This window comes from Winogradskyella sp., assembly GCF_013213975.1.
Classification (GTDB): Bacteria; Bacteroidota; Bacteroidia; order Flavobacteriales; family Flavobacteriaceae; genus Winogradskyella.
This window is the reverse complement of sequence record NZ_JABSST010000032.1, coordinates 1-23,709: the sequence shown is the minus strand read 5'-3', so window position 1 is coordinate 23,709 and position 23,709 is coordinate 1. Positions and strand designations below refer to the sequence as shown.

The window sequence follows — 23,709 nt, the reverse complement described above, 5'->3', positions numbered from 1 at the left end:
CTAATTAATAAAAAATGAATCTATTTAAACGCATCTACATATTAATAGTTCCCTTAATATTCTTAATCTCTTGTGATTCTGAAATTAGACCTGTTTTATTTGAAACATCCGTCATTAAAACGCCATCAGAAGCAGACATTTCAATATCTATTGAAAAGGCAATAGGTAATAGTGAATTGAGTAAAACTATAAACTTTCAAATAGAAGAGGCAATTATTTCAACCCTAAGTGAAGCAACAAAAAAGACTAATTTGAATTCTGTTTTAGCAGATTTTAATAAAGAATATGTGAACTTTAAAACTGATTTCCCTGACAGTACGGAACCTAGATGGGAACTTTTTATTGAAACTGAAAAAATTTATCAATCAGAAGCAATAATTACTATTACCATTAGCACCTACGAATTTCAAGGAGGAGCCCATGGAAATGATAAAATTGTTATCTTAAACTTAAATGCTAAAACTGGGGAGGTTCTCAATAATAAGGACATTATTAATATGAATGAGGAGTTTAATTCAATCGCAGAAAGACACTTTAAAAGTTCGCTATCTCAATCTGATAGTGAATCTACTATTGAAGACTATTTCTTTGGAAAATCTTTTCAGTTACCTCAAAACATAGGTTTTAGTGAAGACGGCTTAATTCTACTATACAACACTTATGAAGTTGCTTCTTACGCTCAAGGCTATACAGAATTTATTATTCCTTTTGAAGAGGCTAAAGCTTTCCTGAAAATTAACTAGAACGAGTTCTCGCTAATTTTTTAATAAATGGACCCACAGTTAATCCTTGTCCTAAAATAGAAATTATTACAACTACGTATGTTATTACCAAGAATAACTCTCTATGCATTTCTTGGCTGAGACTCAACGCTAAGGCTATAGATATTCCACCTCGTAATCCTCCCCAAGTCATTATTAAGTTGGTCTTAGGTACAAAATCTAATCGTTTTGCAAAAAACTTTATAGGTAACCATAGAGACAGATATCGACATAATAGAAGTATTGGGACAGCTAATAAACCTGCATAAATATATGACTCCTCTAGTGTTAAAACCAGCATTTCCATTCCAATCATAATAAATAAGATGGTGTTGAGAAGAACATCAAGCAATTCCCAAAATTTATCTACGTAAGCTTCTGTAGTTTTAGACATTGCTGCATAACGAACGGTATCGTTTCCTACAATTAATCCTGCGGTAACCATAGCTAAGGGAGCTGATAAATGAAAATTGTGAGCTAACATTGTACCTCCCATCACTGCAGAAATCGTTAAAATTACTTCAACTTCATAGTTATCAATAGATTTCATTAAGCGGTAGGTAATCCAGCCTAAAAATAAACCTAAAACTACCCCACCAATAACTTCTTGACCAAAGAGTTTGGCAATATCCGAAAACACAATTGAAGCATTAGGTTTATCTGCAATCGCAAAAATTGTTAAGAATACAACAACCCCAACGCCATCATTAAATAACGATTCTCCTACAATTTTAGTCTCTAGCTTTTTAGGAGCTCCTGCTTTCTTTAAAATTCCTAAAACAGCTATTGGGTCAGTAGGCGATATTAAAGCTCCAAACAACAAACAATTTATAAGAGTTACCTCTAATCCAATTGCACCTAGAACATAAAACATAATAAGACCAACCAATAAAGTGGATAAAATAACCCCTAAAGTAGAGAATGCCAATATAGGCCCTCTTTGAACTTTTAGCTGAGTAAAATTAGTATGTAAAGCTCCTGCAAAAAGCAAGAAACTCAGCATAATATCAAGGAGAACTGTTTCAAAATCTATACTCTTAATAAAAGCCCTCTCTCTCAGTAATAATGTGTCATCAAATTGGGCTATAGCGATTAAAATAATTGTAAAAACAATTGTTATAAGCATTAAACCAATTGTAATTGGTAACTTTAAAAATCTAATATTAATATATCCAAAAATTGCGGAAAGTACAATTAAAACAGTAGCAATAGAATAATATTCCATAAAATTATATTTTCATTAATTTAATTAATTTTCAATTCAAATACGGTTAATTTGCAACTTGCGTAAAATAATAAGTTCATTCGGATGAAAAAAATTTACTTTTTAAGTACCTGTGATACCTGCAAAAGAATTATAAACGACCTAAACCCTCTAAATGATTTTATTTTTCAGGATATAAAAACTGAAACCATAACCCAAGAACAAATTGAGGAGATGTATCAATTGTCATCGAGTTACGAAAGTTTATTTAGTAAACGTGCTAGATTATACAAGGAACTTGACCTAAAAAACAAAGCTCTTGAAGAAGACGATTTCAAAAGCTACATTTTAGAGCAGTATACATTTTTAAAACGTCCTGTAATTCTTTATAATGATCAAATATTCATTGGAAATTCAAAAAAAAACATAGAAGCCGCTAAAAAAGCCATCCATGAATAGCAGAGCATTTGCCATTTTTGCATTATTCATGGTTCAAGTTCTATATGGGCTAAATTATACCTATGCAAAGGTAATCATGAACGAAAATTTTGTTAAACCCTTTGCGCTCGTTGTCTTGAGAGTCGGTGGAGCTACTATCCTACTTTGGTTATTTGGATTATTCTTACCAAAAGAAAAAATTAATCCTAAAGACTATCTGAAATTTTTTGTAGCTGGTATATTTGGAGTAGCCATAAATATGCTTCTATTCTTGAGAGGTTTAGAACTTACCTCTCCAATTCATGCCTCAGCAATAGTTACTATAACACCAGTAATAATTCTTATACTATCTGCTTTTATCCTAAAAGAAAAAGTAACGGTTCTAAAAATCGTTGGAATTGTATTAGCGCTTTGCGGAGCGTTGATTCTTACGGTTTATGGTAAATCAACACGGACTGCCGATAATGTTGTTTTAGGCAATACATTTATATTTATTAATGCAATCTCTTATAGCATATATATTATCCTTGTTAAGCAACTGACTGCAAAATACCACCCCTTTACTTTTATTAAATGGTTATTCTTGTTTGGTTTCTTTATGGTATTACCCTTTGGATATAACCAACTAACAGACATACAATTAGGAACATTTACACCTGACGCTTATTTTGCAGTAGGATTTGTTATCGTAGGTGCCACATTTGCGACTTACATATTAAATCCTTATGCTTTAAGTAAATTAAAGGCTTCAACTGTTGGTGTTTTCATTTATTTACAACCGGTAATAGCAGGATTATTTGCTGTTGCAAAGGGAATTGATGCTATAGATTCTGTAAAAGTTCTGACCATGCTTCTAATCTTTATTGGGGTCTATATTGTCTCTTTAAAACCAAAAAAGACGACGTAAATTGACTTTAAAGTCTAAGGTATTTCAAAGGATTGATGAGGTTCCAAATGAAGTTTGGCAAGACCTTAATTGCTCAAATAATATCTATTACACGCCCGAGTTCTTAAGGGCATTTGAATTAGCAAATGATGATATTGAGTTTAACTATATTTTTATTCTAAAGAATGATAAAGCCGTAGCTTTTGCAAATACTCAAATAGTAACAATAGGTGTTGAAACGATTACACAAAACATCAAAATGTCTCAAAAATTAAGAGGGATAGTAAATAATATGTTCTGTAAGAATCGAATTAGAGTTTTGTTTTGTGGAAATGTTTTCCTGAGTGGAGAATATGGTACATTTTTAAAAAAGGGTGAACCAAAAGTTTCAACCTTTAAAGCCATAGGACAAGCTGTTGAAAAGCTCTATCGATGTAAGCCTCTACAAAGCATATTTATAAAAGACTTCGAAGACAATTCACTTTATATTACTGACCATCTTAAGGCCTTTGACTACGCTTCGATGCATGTTGAACCAAATATGATCATTCACCTAAAATCTGAATGGAATTCTTTTGAAATTTACACCAATGCGCTTAAATCTAAATACCGGGTAAAAGTAAATAGAGCCGATGCTAAAAGTAAAGTTTTGCATGCCAAATTCTTTACTAAAGCTGATATCAGTTTTTATCGAGATGAGCTACAATCTCTTTACCAAAATACAATTGACAATGCTGATTTTAATGCACAGATTCTAAATCTAGATACTTATGTGAATCTAAAAGATACTTATAATGACGTATTCTATGTAAAAGGCTACTTCTTCAACAACAAGCTTGTTGGATTCCTTTCGGCCATGAAAAATCATACAAACCTAGATGCACATTTTATAGGTATTGACTATTCCAATAATAAAGAATTTGCAATTTATCCCAGGATTCTAAACGATTATGTGCGACTCGGTATTTCAACAAAATCAAGTCAGATTAACTTAGGAAGAACCGCATCGGACATAAAAAGTACTCTAGGTGCCCAACCAAGAACCTTAACTTGCTATTGTAAGCACAAGTACTATTTACCAAATCAAATTTTAAAGCCCTTTATAAAAAACGTAAAGATTAAATCTTTTAAACAACACCAGCCTTTTAAGTAAACTATAAAATAAGTGGCTTTGGTCTAATGCCATGCCTCCGCGTGTCTTCTTTAGTAATGATTCGAAAATTTTCTGATTTCGGGAACTTATTCACTAGATCTAAAAGTTCAGTAGATAAGCTTGTTAATTTTCTAGATTTTAAATCTATCCAAGCGCCTTGCATTTCACAATAAGCAAGATTATCACCTATACTATTGTAAAAATTATGCTCAAACATAAAAAACATACCGTCATTGCTTAAACCAGAAACTTCTAATCCTACAGTAATAGGTTCGCCAAGAAACGACTCTTTAAAGTAATACATATGTTCATAAAAAACTACTGGTCCCAAATTGTGTTTTTTAATTTCAGGCAAAGAGAATCCGTATTCAGCAAAGAAAGCCATTCGTGTATGACTCATAAAATTAGTATAGGCTGAATTGGCCAAATGCCGATTTGCATCTACATCGCTCCATCGAATTTCAAACTGTTTCTTGTACATAGTAAAATTAATATCTCAAGGGCAAAGTTATACCAATTTTGTACCTTTGCGAAACTTTAATCGCGTCATCTTAATGATACAATCTATGACTGGCTATGGGAAATCTGTACTACAGCTCCCAAACAAAAAAATATCTATAGAACTTAAATCCCTAAATAGTAAAAATTTAGATGTCAATGCACGCATGCCTTCCATGTACAGAGCAAAAGAGCTTGATATCAGAAAACTTATTGCTAAACATTTAGTTAGAGGGAAAATCGACTTTTCGCTTTTTGTTGAAATTACCGGTGAAGACACGAGTTCTAAAATCAACAAAACAGTGGTTAATGAATACATTAAGCAACTAAAGGAGGTTGTGGATGGCGATACAACAGAACTATTAAAAATGGCTATTAGATTGCCAGACGCAGTTACCACTGAGCGTGATGAAATAAATGAAGAAGAATGGAATTTAATTGCTAATGGTATTAATGATGCCATTTCAAAGATTGTTGCCTACCGAGGAGATGAAGGTGGTATTCTAAAACAAGACTTTTCTGAAAGAATTTTAAACTTAAAAAATCTACTAGACGCGGTCATTACAATGGACCCTGAACGAATTGATGGTGTAAGATCGAGATTAGAGAGGGGCATTTCAGATATTAAGGAAAAAGTCGATGAAAATAGATTTGAACAAGAACTGGTTTATTACATAGAAAAATTCGATATCACAGAAGAAAAAGTGCGTTTAGATAATCACTTAGACTATTTCTTAAAAGCCTTGAATTCTGATGATTCAAATGGTAAGAAACTAGGTTTTATTTCCCAAGAAATTGGTAGAGAAATAAACACCATTGGCTCAAAATCTAATTATGCACCAATGCAGAAGCTTGTTGTTCAAATGAAAGATGAACTTGAGAAGATTAAAGAGCAATTATTGAATGTACTTTAAACCATCTAAATTTAGTTAGTGATCGCAGACAACAAAAAAAAGCAGGGGAAACTTGTCGTTTTTTCAGCACCATCAGGTTCTGGTAAAACCACTATAGTTAGGCATTTATTAAAACAAAAAGAGCTTAATTTAGAATTTTCAATTTCTGCAACCTCAAGAGCAGCCAGAAGCAATGAGCTTCATGGTAAAGATTATTATTACCTGTCTCTAGAGGATTTTAAAAACAAGATTAAAAGCGATGAATTTCTCGAATGGGAAGAAGTTTATCGTGACAATTTTTACGGAACTCTAAAAACAGAAGTTGAGCGTATTTGGGCTAAAGGAAAACATGTTATTTTTGATATTGATGTATCAGGAGGGTTACGAATTAAGCGTAAGTTTCCTGAAGAAACACTCGCAGTTTTCGTAAAACCACCAGATCTTAATGAGCTTGTTAGACGATTAAAAGATCGCGGAGAGGAAAGTGAAGATAAAATTAATATGCGCGTTGCAAAGGCTCCTGCGGAATTAGCAACTGCTCCATTATTTGACGTTATCGTGGTTAATTCCGATTTAGATGACGCTCTAAAAAATGCCTATCAATTGGTTTCTGACTTTTTGAATAAATAAGGTTCTATGAACATTGGTCTTTATTTCGGAACATTCAATCCAATCCACGTTGGTCATCTCACTATTGCTAATCATTTAGCAGAACATAGCGACCTTGATCAAGTTTGGTTTGTTGTTACTCCACAAAGCCCTTTTAAAAAGAAAAGTACCTTATTGGATAATCATCAGCGCTTAGAGATGGTCTATCGCGCCACTAAGGATTATGACAAACTCAGACCAAGTAATATAGAATTTGGACTAAAGCAACCAAACTACACTATTGATACATTAACCTATTTACATGAAAAATTTCCAGATTATGAATTTTCATTAATAATGGGTGAAGACAATTTAAAGAGTTTTCATAAATGGAAAAATCATGAACTCATTCTAAAACATCATTCCATCTATGTTTATCCGAGACTATCGCAAGGAAAGATTGAAACCCAATTTAATAATCATCCTAAAATATTAAATGTTTCGGCTCCAATCATGGAATTATCCTCTACATTTATTAGAAAGGAAATTGCGGCCGGTAAAAATATTCGTCCAATGTTGCCTGAAAATGTATGGCAATACATTGATGAAATGAACTTTTATAAATCCTAAAAAGGCATTTAATTAAATTCAGGAATTAATTTAATGAGATACTTAATCTTCATTAAAAATGATAGAAGGCCTCTTTTAAATGTTCTACTGAAAATTGCCCATTTTCATGTACGATAGCTATAATATCAAATCTAACTTCCACCTCTAAGTCATTTTCAGTAACATAGGCATCTACAGCTTTTACTAAGTTCTTTATCTGTTTTGGCTTAACAAATTCCTCCGGATTACCAAATGTAGTCGAAGATCTGGTTTTTACCTCTATAATGGCTAGAACATTAGAAGTTTGAGCAATGATATCTACTTCTGCTTTATCATATCTATAATTGCGTTCAAGAATTTGATAGTTGTTTTGCTCTAAAAACTCTACAGCTAGAGTTTCACCTTTTTTCCCAAGATCGTTATGTTGCGCCATAACTCTAAAATAAAAAAATAGTCTTACATTTAGATTACATTATAATACAACTCTCTATCAACTTTATATTAAGCTTTCCATTTAGTTTTAATGAAAAAAGTGGACTACTCTTAGTTTTCTTTTTTCATGGTTTAGTTTTTTCGTTTCTTTCTTTACGAAAAGGCATTATTAATAATCACAAGCCAAGTAGTTGGTTAAGTCTATTGTTATTTCTTTATGCTATGTACCTTGTCCCATACATGTTGGGTTATGCCGGTTGGTATTCGGACAACTATGAATACACAGCAGATATCTTATTTTTTGTCCCTTTTATGCAAGTTTTATTAATTGGTCCAGTAGTTTACTTTTACACTAAGAGCCTTTTAAATAATTCTTTCAAACTGTCTCGAAACGACTACTTTCATTTTATTCCGGCTTTATTATACCTCTTTTATAGTTTAGTGGTATTTGTAACTGATAAACTGATTTTAGATGAATACTACTTTTATGCTATTAGACGGGACAAAGATTTAGCCAATTGGTATCAAAGCACAGGTTTATTATCCATGGCTTTTTATTTAGTATTAAGCCTTAGGCATTACTCGGGTTATAAAAAACTACTTTTTGATAAGGTTAGTTATGCTGATACGATTCTCTTTAGTTGGATTCGAAATTTTATGATTGCCTTTTTAGCCATTTTAATTTTACGTGCCTTATTTTTTATTATCAATCCAGAATGGGGCAATTTTGGCAGTCAGTTTTGGCACTATATTGCCTTCTCCTTCGTGTTTTATTATATGGCTATAAATGGCTATAGCAATAGTATTAAGCAAACTACACTCCAAGAGGAGCAACTTAAAACAGTTAATGTATTTGAAGATTCACTAGAACCAACAATTAAAGATATTAAGTCTAGTGAAACAGATTTAGATATTGAACCTTGGAAAAATCAATTGTCTCAATTAATGACTAAAGATAAGTTATTTGAAAATCCTAGGTTAACACTCTCGGAAGTTGCAGATGCTTTAGGTACAACCCAAAAAACTGTTTCACGTATTGTAAATTCAGGTTTTAATATGAACTTCAATGATTTTATCAATCATTACAGAATTGAATCTGTTAAAGAACGACTTAAAAATGGTGAGCACAACACCATTACTTTACTAGGAATAGCATTAGAATCAGGCTTTAATAGCAAAGCAACGTTTAATCGCGCATTCAAGAAAAGTACAACACTGTCCCCAAAAGATTTTATTGAAAAGTCATCTTAAAACAGGTCTCAAATCGAGATTTGAGGCGAACGATAAGATTTATTAATACAATTTTGTATCATAATTACAAATCAAAACGTATGGTTAAGCTACCACTAACACTTATCAGCTGCGTATTTGCACTAGCCTTAACATCGCAAAATAACTTCACAAAAAAAATTGATTCAATTATTGAGGCTTCAATAGATAAAAATGACCCCGGAATGATGGTTGGTGCAGTTAAAAACGGGCAAATTATTTATGAGAAATATTATGGTATGGCAAACCTGTCTCATAAGTTAAAAATGGATAAAAACACGCGATCAAATATCGCATCTACAGCTAAGCAGTTTACAGCATTAATGATTCTTAAGTTGTCTTTAGAGGACAAAGTGTCTTTAGAGGATGATATTAGAACATATTTGCCAACGCTATATCCAAAGGTAAAAGAAGACATCAAGATTAGACATCTCATCAATCACACTAGTGGTATTAGAGAATATATTGGATTAATGGATTTACAAGACAAAGCGTGGTGGACGCGTGTTGGCTTAGACAACAATGACATTATTGAATTGTTAGAAAAACAAGAGGATTTAGCATTTAAACCTGGATCTCAATATCAGTATAGTAATTCTGGTTATACTGTTTTAGCTCAAATTATTGAAAAAGTTACTGACAAAAAGTTTAAAGTATACGCCAAAACATTTTTTGAATCCTTAGGAATGAAAAATACAGAATTTCCAAGAGGCTATATGACAGTTATCCCTAATAAAGCAGAGGCATATTCAGATTGGGGAGGCGGAGAGTGGTATGAAGACATTAAAGTAACTAAAACCGCTGGTGAGGGATTTTTATTTACCACATTAAAAGATCAATTAATCTATGAACAAGCACTTCAAAATGCTAAAAAACAAAACAACGAATTACTTATTAAAAGTCAGTTGGCTATTGACAATAGTGAGATTAAAACCTATGGTTTTGGTTTAAGATTATTCAATTGGTATTATGGCCCTCATAAAGCCGTTCATCACGATGGTGGTACTTATGGGTATAAATCGCAAACCGTTCGTTTTACAGATGAAAACCTTAGCATTTTTGTGATGACTAATAATGGGAAAATTGGTACTGATGATATGGCTGACCAAATTTCGAAAGTGCTTTTAAAACCAACTAAAGAAAAAGAAAGCACTTATGCAGATCGCTATTTTGAAACTATAAAAAATAAAAATCCTCAGGTTTACGCACAATATAGATCATCAAAAGGTCAATTGATTAGAATTGAAGATGAATACAATAAAACCTATTTTAAAAGAGGGAATTTAAAAATTGAACTCATTGAAGAAAAAAACTATCTGTATCATCCTAATTATGACGACAGACAAAAAATTATATTTTACGACGATGAAATGGTATTATTTGACACAGATGGTTCAACAACCGAATTTAAAAAAATAAACACACCATTAGCGACAGCTCAAGATTTAGAGGCCTTAGTTGGAACATATCACAATTTAGAATTGGATATCAATCTTACTTTAAGACTATCTGAAGACAATATTTTGAAAGCAAAATTCTCAACCAAGTCAAATGAAAGAGATGTTGAGATTTTAAATAAAGAAGAAATGCAATCTGGCAACTTTATATTCAAGGTAGAAAGAGATGCTTTTGACAGACCAGTTAAATTGATTGTCTCTCTTGGAAGAGCCACTAATATGAGCTTTAAAAAGAAAACTAACCTAAAATTTCAACCAAAAATTAAAACTGAAAACGGCTATATCCAAGTGAGTACTATTGGCTCAAAAAATGGGGATACCTCAGATATCTTATTAACCAAAAACGATGGCGAAGGTAATGAAGAATGGTTTAAGCGTTTGGGTGGAAAAAGTTGGGATAAGGCCAGTTCAATTATAGATACTGAAGATGGGTATTTAATTGTTGGGTCAACCAGTTCTTATGGCGTGGGCAATTATGATTTTTATGTGATTAAAGTAAATAAAAAAGGCAATAAAATTTGGCAAAATACCTACGGAAAGTCTGATAATGATTATGCCTATACTGCCGAAAAAGTTGATGACGGATACATCATCAAGGGCACCACGCAACTTTGCGATTCTAAAGATGTTTTAAGTAGAACGTGTACAAATAATGTTTGGTTTGTAACTATTGATAAGAATGGGGAAGAATTGTCTAATCAAGTTTTAGAAGCCATCAATAAACAATAAAACATCTACTTATAGCTTTTTCACAGTTTATAATTTCAGCTTAATCCTTACTCAAAATGATATAAAAAATGAAAATACTAAAATTAATTGGTTTACTCTACTGCCTTATTGGTTTTACACAAACTCAGAACGAAACACTTTTAAAACACCTTGACTCTGTGACAACATATGTAGACAGAGTAGTAGACGTAACACCAGGTACATCGGTCATCATCACAAAAAATAATCAAACATTTTATACAGCTGCAAACGGCCTATCGAGCATAGAATTAAATATAAAAAACACCATCGACACCAAGTACGATTTGGCATCTATAGCCAAAGTGTTTACTGGCTACGCCATTGCTACCTTAGAGGTTGAGGGTAAATTATCTACACAAGATCACATACAAAAATACTTACCAAACTTTCCGGTTTACGACCATCCCATAACGGTTGGGCATTTAGTACATCACACAAGTGGTATTAAAAACTGGACCTCCTTAATTTATCAAATGGGCTGGTCTAATGAAGATAGAATTACCACTGATCAATTATTAAGATTAATCTACGCACAAAAAAGCCTAAACTTTATATCCGGTGAACGTTATCAATACTCCAACTCTGGCTATGTGCTACTCACTAAAATCATTGAAAACATTACAGGGCAGTCCTTTGCGAGCTGGACCCAAGAGCATATCTTTCAACCCTTAGAAATGACACATACATTTTTCAATGAAGACACTCATAAAGTTATTGTCGGTATGGCCTCTGCTTATATGCTTAAAGGAAATGAGTGTATACGTGAGGCATACAATACCAGCGCGTTAGGCTCTAGCTCACTCATTTCTAATGCGACAGATATGGCAAAATGGATGAATTTCTTACTCTTTCCGCCAGAAGATAAACAAGCGATTATTAATAAAATGTTTAGTACCAAAAAGTTGAATAATGGTATAGAAAATAACTATGCATATGGCATTGAAATAAGTTCACATAATGATGTAAAAACAATTGGTCATAGTGGAAGTTGGGCATCATTTACGTCTGAAATGACTATTATTCCAGAACAAAAAATCGGTGTATTTTTTGCCAATAATTATCGGGTGCATACAGGATCAATCATGAGTTTGTACTTAAATGTTGTATTGCCGTTTAAACCGGAAAATTCAGAAGATAATAAGCAAGAAGATAATGATACTAATGCGTCTGAATCAACTTCAGAGGCTATTGATACTTCCGTAGCACATTTAGATCAGTTTATTGGTAAATTTAAGCTCGGTGAAGCTTGGTATTTAGACATCACCAGAAAAGGCAATCAACTTTTCACCAGAGCCACTTCCGAAAATACCTTTGAAATGATTCCTGTTAACAAAACCACCTTTAGAGTTCGAGCTTATGGCAACAGAACCATTACCTTTAAATTCGATAAAGATGGTGTGGTTAACGCACTAGAATATAACGATATAAATGCTCCAAGAGTAGCAGAAACGTTCTATTTTAATAAAGACGAATTTAAAAAATATGAAGGCGTATATTACTGCACAGAGTTAGATGCGGTATACGAGTTGAAGACAGAAGATAATGCTTTAACGTATAAGAACATCAAATCTGGAAAGTATTCGTTGTTTTCTGTTTCTGATACATTTTTCTTTTCAGAAGAAGGCTTACTGTCTAAGATTGAATTTAATATGGATAAGAAAAAAAATGTGATAGGTTTTCGGCAAATAAATTCCAAAAAAGAAACATTATTTTCATTTAATAAAGCCAACTAAATGATAAAATTAACTCTAAAGATCCAAATGCCACCTCAAATATCAACAGGCTATTTTACGAGCCACATTAGCAATGGTAGAGTCGATCCAAAATAGAGGATTTTTTATTGCAGAGTTAGTTTTTATGCGCAACACAGGTCAATACCCAAACTCAGTCAAAGAAGAGCAGGTCATTATTAAGCATGTAACCTTAGAAAATACGACATAAGCCTGTAAAATTTTAGATTAAAATGAAACCAATTATTCTCATATTAACCTTGATAATTTTTAGTTGCACATCAGAAAAAAGAGCAACTTCAGAAGAGTTTAATTTTCAATTTGAAGGTGTAACTTTAAACGGTATAATTAACTATCCAAAAAATCAAATCCCAAAAGGTTTAGTGCTTATTATTCACGGCTCTGGGAAAACTAATGCTGTGGCCGACAATTGGCACGCAGATATAAGAAATACTATTAATAACGCAGGCTATACAACCTTTATGTGGGACAAAATGGGTTGTGGTAAAAGTGGTGGTAGCTTTAATTATAATCAGTCGGTTTACAATAGCTCAGATGAAGTTATTACAGCTATAAACACATTAAAAGAAACTACTATTTCAGGTTCAGAAAGGATTGGGCTTTGGGGAATTAGTCGCGCAGGATGGATTAATCCTATTGTAATTAATAAGTATAAAAATATTAAGTTTTGGATTTCTGTAAGTGGTGTAGATGACAAAGAAAACTTTGATTATTTATTCAAAAATAATTTAGAAATTGCTGGTATACCAAAGGATAGTATTGCACTGCTTTCAAAAGAATTAAAAGAAAGTGTAAGATTATCGCATAGCGGCGCAACTTATGAAACTTATTTAGAAGCTACCCAAAACCTACGAAAAAATAAGTTTTTCTATCGCTTTAACAACCACAGAAAAACTACCGCAGAAGGTTATTATGCTTATCAAGAAAAATTGATGAAAGAAACCATAGATTCAGTCACAGGATTACAGGTTTATGTCAAAGATTTTGATCGTATTTTATCTAAAGTAGATTGTCCAGTATTAGCCATTTTTGGTGAAAAGGATAAACACGTCGACTGGCACAAAACAAAAGCACTTTACGAAAATGACATTAAACCAAATACCAATTTAACTATAAAGACCTATCCTGAAACAAATCATAATTTATTCAAATGTCACACAGGTGGCTTTTATGAATTTGAAGACACTAACATAAGCTATGAACGACCTAAGGGCTACTTAGAGTTTATAAAAAAGTGGTTACAGGATTTGGAATAGTACAAGTGTAATTAACACTGAAATTATTTTCCGAAAATTAATTTTCACAAATAACAGAACTACTATCTTTAGATACATCTAAAGTAACCGTCTTTCCTAAAACCAAAGCTCTATTATCCTTCTCATGCCCAGCAGGCATATTAAACGCAATAGGGAAATCATAATCGGCCAAAGCATCTAAAATAAGTTGTTCTATAGAACTACCCCAAAGTGTTGTATTTTTTCTAAGCTTTGTCATATCACCGACAATTAATCCACCAAGATTTTCAAAATAACCGGCACGTTTCATACTTTGAAGCATACGATCTATATGGTATTTATACTCACCTATCTCTTCTATAAATAGAATTTTTCCTGAAGTATCAAGGCTTTCATCAGAACCTAACATGGTATGCAGCATCGTTAAATTCCCACCGACTAACGGACCTGTGGCTTTACCTATTTTATTATCGCTTGAGCCTTCTAAAATATAACTTACAGGCTTGCCAAATAGGGTAGATTTAAAGGTGTCTACGGTTTCTTTAATCTCGCTTAAATCTTTGGTTAAGCTCACGCACATTAAAGCATGAAGCGATTGAAAACCATTATTATGCAATTGATTATGCAATGCTGTGATATCAGAATACCCTATAATCCATTTAGGATGTTCCTTAAATTTCGTGTAATCCAATTTGTCTAAGATTCTAACCGTACCATAGCCACCTCGTGCGCACCAAATGGCACTAATCTTAGGATCATCCATTACTTTCTGTAAGTCTTCACAACGTTCATCATCAGTACCTGCAAAATGATTAGCCTTACTAAAAACATGGTCTCCAACAACAACATTTAATCCCCAATTTTTTAAAAGGTCTTTAGCCTGTTGCACTTCACGCTCTCTATTTTTTAAAATTCCAGATGGAGCAACAATGGCTACCGTATCGCCTTTTTTTAGATATGGCGGTTGAATTATTTCAGAAGTCATTTTCTTAGAATTATCTGTTTTATTTTGAGCATAAATCTGAATACTTTGACCAATATTAATTGTAAGGAAAGTAATTATAACAAGACTTCTCAAAACCATATAAATGTGCTTTTTGTAAATGTACATTTTTTTTAGAACTGTTTTCTATTACGTACTTTTGTAGACTTAAAATAAATTGAACTCATGTCAAAACGATACACCATAACAGCAGCATTACCTTACACTAATGGTCCAATTCATATTGGACATTTAGCTGGAGTATATGTTCCTGCAGATATCTATTCAAGATATTTAAGATTAACTGGTAATGATGTTGCGTTTATTTGTGGTAGTGATGAGCATGGTGTGCCAATTACAATTAAAGCAAAAAAAGAAGGAGTTACCCCTCAAGATATCGTAGATAAATATCACGCTATAATTAAATCGTCCTTTGAAGATTTTGGAATTTCTTTCGACAACTATTCAAGAACATCTGCAAAAATTCATCACGAGACAGCTTCAGAATTTTTCAAAACCTTATATGATAAAAATGAATTCGTAGAAGAAGTTTCTGAGCAGCTATATGATGCTGAAGCTAATCAATTTTTGGCGGATAGATTTGTCATTGGCACATGTCCAAAGTGTGGTTATGAAGAAGCTTATGGAGATCAATGTGAAAACTGTGGCACCAGTCATAATGCCACAGATTTAATAAATCCTAAATCTGCAATTACTGGTAATACTCCAACACTAAGAGAAACTAAGCACTGGTTTTTACCTTTAAACAAACATGAAGCATTTCTAAACGACTGGATTTTAAAAGGTCATAAAAAAGATTGGAAGCCTAATGTTTATGGCCAGGTGAAATCATGGATTGATGATGGACTAAGACCAAGAGCCGTGACACGCGACTTAGACTGGGGAATTCCAGTACCTGTAGAAGGTGGTGAAGGTAAAGTACTCTACGTTTGGTTTGATGCTCCTATAGGTTATATCTCCTCAACTAAAGAATGGGCAGCGCGCGAAGGAAAAAATTGGGAAGATTACTGGAAGAATAAAGACACAAAACTTGTTCATTTTATTGGTAAGGATAATATTGTTTTTCACTGTATCATTTTCCCTTCAATGCTAAAAGCAGAAGGCTCTTATATTTTGCCAGAAAATGTGCCTGCTAACGAGTTTTTAAATCTTGAAGGCAATAAACTTTCAACATCTAAAAACTGGGCAGTTTGGTTACCAGAATATTTAATAGATTTTCCGCAACAACAAGATGTCTTACGTTATGCCTTAACTGCTAATGCACCTGAGACTAAGGATAACGATTTTACTTGGAAGGATTTCCAAGCCAGAAACAACAATGAACTTGTTGCCATCTTTGGAAATTTTGTGAATCGTGTTATAGTCTTAACAAATAAATATTATGACGGTGTGGTACCAACACCATCAGAATACAAAGACATTGATGAAGAAACTTTAGCTGCATTGAGAGCGTATCCAGCAGTGATTTCAAGCTCAATTGAGCGCTATCGTTTTAGAGAAGCAAGTCAAGAGTTAATGAACTTAGCACGTCTTGGTAATAAATACTTAGCAGATGAAGAGCCTTGGAAAACTATTAAAACTGATGAGGACCGTACTAAAACCGTAATGTTTGTTGCCTTGCAAATCGCTTCTGCCCTAGCAGTATTAAGTGAGCCGTTTTTACCATTTACATCAAATAAGCTAAAAGGTATTTTGAATTATTCTGAAAATCAATGGGATGATATCGCTATTAAGGCTATTTTATTAGTCTCAAATCATGAGATACAAAAAGGAAAACCAGAGTTGCTATTCTCTAAAATTGAAGATTCAGAAATCCAGAAACAGTTAGACAAACTTGAGGCTAGTAAAAAAGCAAACGAGGCAGCCAACAAATCGGTAGAGCCTCAAAAAGAAGAGATTACTTTTGATGATTTTACCAAATTAGACATTAGAGTAGGTACAATATTAGAAGCGGAAAAAATGCCTAAAACTAAAAAGCTTCTCGTACTTAAAGTTGATACGGGAATTGATACGCGTACTATAGTTTCTGGGATTGCAGAAAGTTTTAAACCTGAAGAAGTTGTTGGTAAGCGTGTAACCGTACTCGTTAATTTAGCCCCTAGAGCTTTACGCGGAGTTGAGAGTCAAGGTATGATTTTAATGACTGAAGATGAATCTGGTAATTTGGTATTTGTTAATCCAGATATCGATGGTGTATCTAACGGCTTAAAGATTAGTTAATGCCTGATAAAGCAATATTAAGGCAAGTTAAAGATTTACAAACTCAAGAAGATCGACTCATAAAGTCAAAAAGGAATATGGCTGAAATAGAAGTATTTGCCCCATGCCATGATAAAGCAAAAGTAATTCTATTACATCAACTGAATGATTAGTTGGTTCATAGTTATATTAAAACTATTATATCATTGGACATTGATACTATTAAAACAAAATCAATTTTTTTATAGTTCATCTTAGTTTATTTTTTGGCAATCTTAGAATTGCTTAAAGTGAATAAGACAAAATAAATACAGCACTTACGGTTGTGATAGAAATATAATATACGTTTTATGATAAAAAATTGTAAAATGCAATAAAAACCTCACAACATAAATCGTAAGATTCACTTATAAAGCAACTTAACACTTTACTAAACTCACGTTAAAATGCTTTAATTTTAGATCGTTTTTTGTATTTTTATTTAAAACCAGCTATTATGATTATTAAAACCACAAGAAAATTTCACAAACTTTTTTTTATTCTTTTTTTAGTATCGAGTTTATCTATGAGCGCTCAAGAAGACTCAGATATATTAGATGCCTATGAGGACTATACTGAGGCAGCGCGCGAAGTAGTTTATGTGCACCTTAATAAATCAACTTATATTAAAGGAGAATCTATTGGTTTTACGGCCTATGTGATGGATAAAAAAGACAAAAAACCTTCTCAACTTACAACAAACTTATACGTTAGTATTGAAGATGAAAAGAACAATATTGTAAAGAAAAAACTAATTCGTGTAGATGATGGTGTTGCCTCAATTTATTTTGAAATTGATTCACTATTTACTTCAGGCTTTTATAAAGTTAACGCCTACACGAACTGGATGTTGAATTTTAATGAGCAAAATCACTATGTAGAATCTATTAGGATTATTAATCCTGAAATAGATGAGTATACCGAAAATGAGTTAGTAAATAATGATCTGGATGCTCAATTTTTACCTGAAAGTGGTCATTTGCTAAATGGTGTCATAAATAACATTGGTGTTGTAATTAAAGATCATTATGGATTTGGTATTCCAAATGCTAAAGGGGAAATCTTAGGAAATGACAATCAGGTCCTCTCTACCTTTGCAACTAACGAATTTGGTATTGGTAAGTTTCAGTTTCTTCCTAACTCAACCAATACGTACAAGGTTAAAATAAGTAATGCTAATAAAAACTTCTTATTTGATTTAAATCAAACCATAGAACGTCGAGGTATTATTATGACCTTGAAACGCTTAAAGTCAAAGGTATTCATTTCTTTAATCACTAATAATGAAACCTTAGAAAGCATTAAAAATGACAGATATACACTCATGGCTCACAATGGGGACAATTACGATATCATGGATATTTATTTCACTGATAATACGGTTGTGACTAAAGCTATTGATTTAGAAAATACAGCAACAGGTGTTAACATCTTAACTCTATTTAATAATGAAGATAAACCAATTGCTGAGCGCTTATTTTTTAATTATAATGGTATCGAGATGTATAAATCTAGCACTATTTCAGCCTCTAAAAAAAGAGATACTGTAACCATAGATCTCGGATTTAAAGGTATCGATACGGAGTATATTAATTCATTAAGTATCTCAGTATTGCCTGAGGACACGAAATCGTATAATCGACACAACAATATAGTATCTTACACGTATTTGCAGCCGTATTTAAGAGGTACTATTGAAAGCGCAAAATACTATTTTACAGATGTTGACGCTAAAAAGGAATATGAGCTCGATAATTTATTGTTAACACAAGGTTGGAGCAGTTATAATTGGAATGCCATTTTCCAAAATGCACCGAATCAAACACACACCTTTGAACAAGGCATAAGATTAAAAGCTAACTTAACAAGTAAGCTCAGTGAAAATGATAACAACTCATTTTTATTACATGCAGTAGCTAATGAAGAACCAAGAATTTTTGACCTTTCACAGGGCGAAAACAGCTTTCTTATTGATAATCTTTTCCCGATTGGATCGGATAAAATTTATATGTCTAGAATGACTAAGGTGAATGGTCTTTTACCAGCATCATTATATTTCCAAAGTTTCCCAAGCGCCGTTCCTGCTTTAACTGTAGACTCAAGAGCATTAAACCCTAAGCATGATTATCAAATTGAAGCAAATCTCAAATCGAACGTTTTTAAAGAATTTAATTTTGATAAAGTACAAGCCTTAGACGAAGTTGTTATTCAAAGTGAAATAGAGCGCAAACGCACACAAATACGAAAACTCGAAGAGCATAAATTTGGTAAAGTATCCGTTATCGATGAAGAAGAACGGTTGCTGTTTAATACCTTGGGTGAATTTTTACAGTCCAAAAACTTTTTTGTAATTGACAAACGAGGTGAATTTTACGTTAGTGATCGATCTGGGATAACAGTAACTCCAAACAGTCCAGCAACACAACCTGCATTTTTCCTTGATGGAATGTACATCGCAGACCCTCAAATATTCTATCAATATTCTCTAACTAATGTTGGTTACATTGAAATCAATAGACTAGGTATTGGACAAGGTGCTCGAGGTGCAAGTGGAGTCATTAAAATTTATTCGAGCACTAAGGGTTCAAAAAGTACAAATAACCAAGACACCGTTCAAGATTTTACATTGCCGCTATCTTTTAGTGCAGAGAAAAAGTTCTACGTACCAAAGTATCAATCGTATTACAGTGATTTTTATAAAGGCTATGGTGTTGTAGGTTGGGAACCTAAAATAAAAGTTGATGAAAATGGTTATGCCAGCTTCAAAATTGTAAAACCAAGAGGTACAATTAAGTTATTTATTGAAGGTATTGCAAACGATGGTGCATTTATTTTTGAAGAGAAGTCTATTAAATTGAATTAGGGCGTGTTGCAAAGAGAATTATAGTCTGGCATAATAATTGAAATTATTCTTACAAGCTATAAATTATTATTCTCTAAAACCATCACGTTATGAAGAACTCTATTCATTACCGCTTTTCACGGTTATTTTTTCTCTTTACGGTTTTGGGTTGTTGTTCTGTGTTCGCACAGGAGGACAACCCAAAAAATATTGTAGAACAATATCAAAATTATGCAGAAGACGCTCGTGAGGTTGTTTACATGCATCTCAACAAATCAGCTTATATCAAAGGTGAAACCATTGGGTTTACGGCTTATGTCTTAGACAAAAAAGACAAGAAACCATCAAAGGTTACTACAAATCTTTATGTAAGTATTGAAGATGAAAACAAAAATGTTATCAAAGAAAAACTGATAAAAGTAGAAGATGGTATTTCCTCTAATAGCATAGCAGTTGATAAGGCATTTGGTTCTGGATTCTATACCATTAAAGCATATACCAATTGGATGCGAAACTTTAATGAGCAAAACTACTTTGTAGAATCTATTAAAATTATTGACCCTAAAGAAGAAAAGTCAATAGTAACAGAAACTGTTAAGAATGCAATTGATGCCCAATTTTTACCAGAAGGTGGTCACTTACTCAACGGAGTGGTTAACAATGTTGGGGTTGTTTTAAAAGATTATAAAGGGTATGGTGTGCCATCTGTAAAAGGAAAGGTACACGACCAAAACAACACCTTAATTACGGAGTTTGAAGTCAACGACCTTGGTATTGGTAAATTTCCATTATTAGCAGAAACAGGAAGCTCTTACACGGTTAGTTTTACCTATTTAAATAAAGACTACAGTTTTAAAATTAATGCACCTGTAGAGCCTATTGGAGTAACATTGTCTTTAGTAAAACACAGAAATAAGGCCATAGTAGCTCTGATGACTAATGAAGAAAGTCTAAATCTCATTAAAGGTAAACCTTATCAAATGACCATTCATAATGGTGATAATATCGACGTTACCGACGTTGTTTTTAATGATGAGCTTACCATTATGAAAGCTTTTGAATTAAACAATGTAGCACCAGGAGTTAATATTTTAACCTTATTTAATGATAAGAACGAACCTGTTATTGAGCGTTTATTCTTCAATTACAATGGTATTGATATTATTAGTTCAGATAAATTATCTGCTACTAAAGTCAATGACTCTATTAGCATGAAGCTTAATTTCAAACAAATTGATCCTTCTGTTGCCAATAATATCAGTGTCTCTGTTTTACCTCAAGAAACAGAATCATATAGCAGACATCATAATATTTTATCCTATACATACCTGCAACCCTATGTAAATGGTGTTATTGAAAACGCTAAATATTACTTCACTGAAATTACTGCAAAAAAGAAAGTTGAATTAGATAACTTGTTAGTAACACAAGGTTGGAGTAGTTATGATTGGAATACCATTTTTAACGAATCTGTATTGCGATATCCTTTTGAGCAAGGCATTACACTAAGAGCAAATATTAATGCTGAAACAAAAGCAGTGAGAGACACTTATATGGTACATGCTGTTAATGATCAAGACGCACAGTTTTTTGATGTAGATAATTCGGATGCTGATAATAGTTTTGTTGTTGAAAATGTTTTTGTCAACGAAGAGGATAAGGTGCATTTATCTAAACTGAATAGAAAAAATGAGCTAGAACCAGCAAGGCTATATTTACAGTCATTTCCAAATAAAGTACCGTCATTTCAAACTAATGATAACTTTATAAAACCTAAATGGGATTATAACACCTTTGCAGGTTTAAAAAATGTTGCTGGATCTTTTGTTAACATGAACAAGACAGAAGAATTAGATGAAGTTCTAATTACTACTAAAGCTGGTAGAAAAGAGTTAAAAACAAGAGAACTTAGTAAAGGACGTACTGGAAGAATCCATGTTGTAGATGAAGATGATGTAATTCAATTTCAAACATTGGCAGATTTCTTAGTGTTTAGAGCGGCAATGACAAAAAGAACCGTTAATGGTACTACAACAATACAGACGTTTTCTGGTGGTGTACCATTAATTTTTGTAGATGACATGCGCGTTTTGGATAGAAATATAGTTGACAATTTACCTCTTGTTTACGTGGATTATGTAGAAGTTGACAGACGCGATATTAGTAGAACATCCAACAGCTCTGGTGGTATTATTAAAATCTACACAGATTTTAAAAATAGACCAAGTAATAATGTAAAAAGAACTCAAGACTATAAGTTACCGTTAGCCTTTAGTGCAAAGAAAAAATTCTATGTGCCAAATTACGGATATTACGATGACGATTTCTTTAAAGGTTACGGCACTATTGATTGGAAACCCGAACTATCGGTAGATAATATTGGAAATGTTACAGTGAAAATAAAGCAGCCTCAGATACCAGTGACCTTATTTATAGAAGGGATTGCAAATGATGGCTCGTTTATTTTTGAAGAAAAAGCGATATCATTAAATTAGACAAAAAATTGTCTAGTTAATGCTAAAAATAGCGTTTCACCCTATTTACAAACATCCACTTCCAGAAGGTCATCGTTTCCCGATGGAGAAATATGAATTATTGCCACAGCAATTACTTTACGAAGGAACTTGCAGTGGCAATAACTTTTTTGAGCCTACCAAACCCAATGATAAATACATCCTTGCGGTCCATGAACCTGAGTATTACTATGATCTGCTAAATATTACCTTAGATCAGCGCGCTGCTCGAAAAATTGGGTTTCCACTTAGTGAAGTTCTTGTAGAGCGCGAAGTGATTATTGCAGATGGTACTATTAAGGCGTCTGAATATGCTTTACAAAATGGAATAGCCATGAATATTTCTGGTGGTACACATCACGCTTATACCAATCGTGGTGAAGCCTTTTGTTTATTAAACGATCAAGCTATTGGTGCGCGCTACCTGCAACATCATAGCAAAATTTCTAAAGTATTGATTGTTGACTTAGATGTACATCAAGGTAATGGCACAGCTGAAATTTTTCAGAAAGACAATTCTGTTTTCACCTTTTCTATGCATGGTAAAAGTAATTATCCATTTAAAAAAGAGCAAAGTGACTTAGATATTGCTTTAGAGAATAATACAGATGATGAAACTTATCTTAATATCTTAAAGAGAACTTTACCTCGACTTATTGATGAACAAGAGCCTGATTTTATTTACTACTTATGTGGAGTTGACGTTGTGGCTTCAGATAAATTGGGGAAATTAGGAATGACTCTAGAAGGTTGTAAAGAACGTGACCGTTTTGTACTGCAAACTTGTAAAGATCAACAAATCCCTGTAATGTGTAGTATGGGGGGTGGCTATTCGCCAGATATTAAAACCATTGTGGAAGCCCATGCCAATACCTTTAGATTATCTCAGGACATCTTTTTTTAAGCCGAATTCCTACTCGCGTTAATATTACCAAATAGCGAGCGGGTTACCATTTTCTCAAAAATAGCAATCTGAGCCTCATTTTTAGGATTCTCTTTTTCTAGCATTTGTAACTGTTTCAATGCATATTGCTGAATAGTTAACAAGGGTAATACAATAGATTCTCTCACTTGAATAGATGCCCTACCCACCGGCTCGTTGTCCATGAGTTCTGAGTATCCTGTTAATTTCAATATCAGTCGTTTTGTAGACTCGTATTCCGTATAAATTAAAGTCCAAAACTCGCCA

Annotated in this window: 21 protein-coding genes; 16 read left to right on the top strand and 5 right to left on the bottom strand. The window is 32.9% G+C overall.

Annotated features, from left to right (window positions below; genetic code table 11):
* Positions 1-14: 14 nt before the first annotated feature.
* Entirely contained in the window at positions 15-743 is a 729-nt protein-coding gene (locus HRU49_RS06535) for a DUF3298 and DUF4163 domain-containing protein (protein ID WP_296355372.1), read from the top strand.
* Here HRU49_RS06535 and HRU49_RS06530 read toward each other — a convergent pair.
* Positions 736-1,986, bottom strand: a complete 1,251-nt coding sequence (locus tag HRU49_RS06530; protein ID WP_296355370.1) for a sodium:proton antiporter — start codon at positions 1,984-1,986, stop codon at positions 736-738. The genes HRU49_RS06535 and HRU49_RS06530 overlap by 8 nt on opposite strands.
* 84 nt (positions 1,987-2,070) lie before the next feature.
* Between HRU49_RS06530 and HRU49_RS06525 the strand changes: the two genes are divergently transcribed.
* Genes HRU49_RS06525 through HRU49_RS06515 form a run of 3 tightly spaced genes read left to right on the top strand, consistent with a single transcriptional unit; the run spans position 2,071 to position 4,442 of the window.
* The gene (locus HRU49_RS06525; protein ID WP_296355368.1) at positions 2,071-2,424 is read left to right on the top strand and encodes an ArsC/Spx/MgsR family protein; all 354 of its coding nucleotides are present in this window, start codon (positions 2,071-2,073) and stop codon (positions 2,422-2,424) included.
* Positions 2,417-3,310: a DMT family transporter gene (locus HRU49_RS06520; protein ID WP_296355366.1), complete on the top strand. Its 894-nt coding sequence runs from the start codon at positions 2,417-2,419 to the stop codon at positions 3,308-3,310. The genes HRU49_RS06525 and HRU49_RS06520 overlap by 8 nt, the downstream gene beginning before the upstream one ends.
* A gap of 1 nt (position 3,311) precedes the next feature.
* Positions 3,312-4,442 (top strand): hypothetical protein, encoded by a 1,131-nt coding sequence (locus HRU49_RS06515; RefSeq protein ID WP_296355364.1) that lies wholly within the window; start codon positions 3,312-3,314, stop codon positions 4,440-4,442.
* 1 nt (position 4,443) lies between these two features.
* Here HRU49_RS06515 and HRU49_RS06510 read toward each other — a convergent pair whose 3' ends face one another.
* Positions 4,444-4,923 carry an acyl-CoA thioesterase gene (locus HRU49_RS06510; protein ID WP_296355362.1) on the bottom strand — a complete coding sequence of 160 codons (480 nt, stop codon included), beginning with the start codon at positions 4,921-4,923 and terminating at the stop codon, positions 4,444-4,446.
* Between the two features lie 73 nt (positions 4,924-4,996).
* Between HRU49_RS06510 and HRU49_RS06505 the strand changes: the two genes are divergently transcribed.
* Genes HRU49_RS06505 through nadD form a run of 3 tightly spaced genes read left to right on the top strand, consistent with a single transcriptional unit; the run spans position 4,997 to position 7,051 of the window.
* The gene (locus HRU49_RS06505; RefSeq protein ID WP_296355359.1) at positions 4,997-5,854 is read left to right on the top strand and encodes a YicC/YloC family endoribonuclease; all 858 of its coding nucleotides are present in this window, start codon (positions 4,997-4,999) and stop codon (positions 5,852-5,854) included.
* 21 nt (positions 5,855-5,875) lie between these two features.
* Positions 5,876-6,463 carry a guanylate kinase gene (gene gmk, locus HRU49_RS06500; protein ID WP_296355390.1) on the top strand — a complete coding sequence of 196 codons (588 nt, stop codon included), beginning with the start codon at positions 5,876-5,878 and terminating at the stop codon, positions 6,461-6,463.
* Positions 6,464-6,469: 6 nt separating this feature from the next.
* Positions 6,470-7,051 (top strand): nicotinate (nicotinamide) nucleotide adenylyltransferase, encoded by a 582-nt coding sequence (gene nadD, locus HRU49_RS06495; RefSeq protein ID WP_296355357.1) that lies wholly within the window; start codon positions 6,470-6,472, stop codon positions 7,049-7,051.
* 52 nt (positions 7,052-7,103) lie between these two features.
* Here nadD and HRU49_RS06490 read toward each other — a convergent pair whose 3' ends face one another.
* A complete protein-coding gene (locus HRU49_RS06490; protein WP_296355355.1) occupies positions 7,104-7,463 on the bottom strand; it encodes a YraN family protein in 360 nt (119 codons plus the stop codon).
* A gap of 221 nt (positions 7,464-7,684) precedes the next feature.
* Here HRU49_RS06490 and HRU49_RS06485 point away from each other — a divergent pair, with 221 nt between their 5' ends.
* The 4 genes from HRU49_RS06485 (at position 7,685) to HRU49_RS06470 (ending at position 13,945) form a co-directional block, all read left to right on the top strand.
* Positions 7,685-8,713, top strand: a complete 1,029-nt coding sequence (locus tag HRU49_RS06485; protein ID WP_296355353.1) for a helix-turn-helix domain-containing protein — start codon at positions 7,685-7,687, stop codon at positions 8,711-8,713.
* 80 nt (positions 8,714-8,793) lie between these two features.
* Positions 8,794-10,917: a serine hydrolase domain-containing protein gene (locus tag HRU49_RS06480; protein WP_296355351.1), complete on the top strand. Its 2,124-nt coding sequence runs from the start codon at positions 8,794-8,796 to the stop codon at positions 10,915-10,917.
* Between the two features lie 68 nt (positions 10,918-10,985).
* Positions 10,986-12,671 (top strand): serine hydrolase domain-containing protein, encoded by a 1,686-nt coding sequence (locus HRU49_RS06475; RefSeq protein WP_296355349.1) that lies wholly within the window; start codon positions 10,986-10,988, stop codon positions 12,669-12,671.
* Positions 12,672-12,901: 230 nt separating this feature from the next.
* Positions 12,902-13,945 (top strand): alpha/beta hydrolase, encoded by a 1,044-nt coding sequence (locus HRU49_RS06470; RefSeq protein ID WP_296355347.1) that lies wholly within the window; start codon positions 12,902-12,904, stop codon positions 13,943-13,945.
* 37 nt (positions 13,946-13,982) lie between these two features.
* Here the strand turns inward: HRU49_RS06470 and HRU49_RS06465 are convergent, their stop codons facing one another.
* Entirely contained in the window at positions 13,983-14,909 is a 927-nt protein-coding gene (locus HRU49_RS06465) for an LD-carboxypeptidase (protein WP_296355389.1), read from the bottom strand.
* 183 nt (positions 14,910-15,092) lie between these two features.
* On the opposite strand from HRU49_RS06465, the gene metG reads away from it, so the two are divergent.
* The 5 genes from metG to HRU49_RS06440 all read left to right on the top strand — a co-directional run bounded on the left by metG (position 15,093) and on the right by HRU49_RS06440 (position 23,424).
* Positions 15,093-17,147: a methionine--tRNA ligase gene (metG, locus tag HRU49_RS06460; RefSeq protein ID WP_296355346.1), complete on the top strand. Its 2,055-nt coding sequence runs from the start codon at positions 15,093-15,095 to the stop codon at positions 17,145-17,147.
* A complete protein-coding gene (locus HRU49_RS06455; protein WP_296355345.1) occupies positions 17,147-17,299 on the top strand; it encodes a hypothetical protein in 153 nt (50 codons plus the stop codon). Before metG ends, HRU49_RS06455 begins: the two co-directional genes overlap by 1 nt.
* Before the next feature lie 392 nt (positions 17,300-17,691).
* Entirely contained in the window at positions 17,692-20,028 is a 2,337-nt protein-coding gene (locus tag HRU49_RS06450; protein ID WP_296355344.1) for a hypothetical protein, read from the top strand.
* Between the two features lie 89 nt (positions 20,029-20,117).
* Complete coding sequence (locus tag HRU49_RS06445; protein ID WP_296355342.1) at positions 20,118-22,502, top strand: hypothetical protein; 2,385 nt, start codon at positions 20,118-20,120, stop codon at positions 22,500-22,502.
* 19 nt (positions 22,503-22,521) lie between these two features.
* Positions 22,522-23,424: a histone deacetylase gene (locus HRU49_RS06440; RefSeq protein ID WP_296355341.1), complete on the top strand. Its 903-nt coding sequence runs from the start codon at positions 22,522-22,524 to the stop codon at positions 23,422-23,424.
* Here HRU49_RS06440 and HRU49_RS06435 read toward each other — a convergent pair.
* Positions 23,421-23,709 (bottom strand): phosphoenolpyruvate carboxylase (locus tag HRU49_RS06435; protein ID WP_296355339.1); only part of this gene is annotated, 289 nt, incomplete at its 5' end. The genes HRU49_RS06440 and HRU49_RS06435 overlap by 4 nt on opposite strands.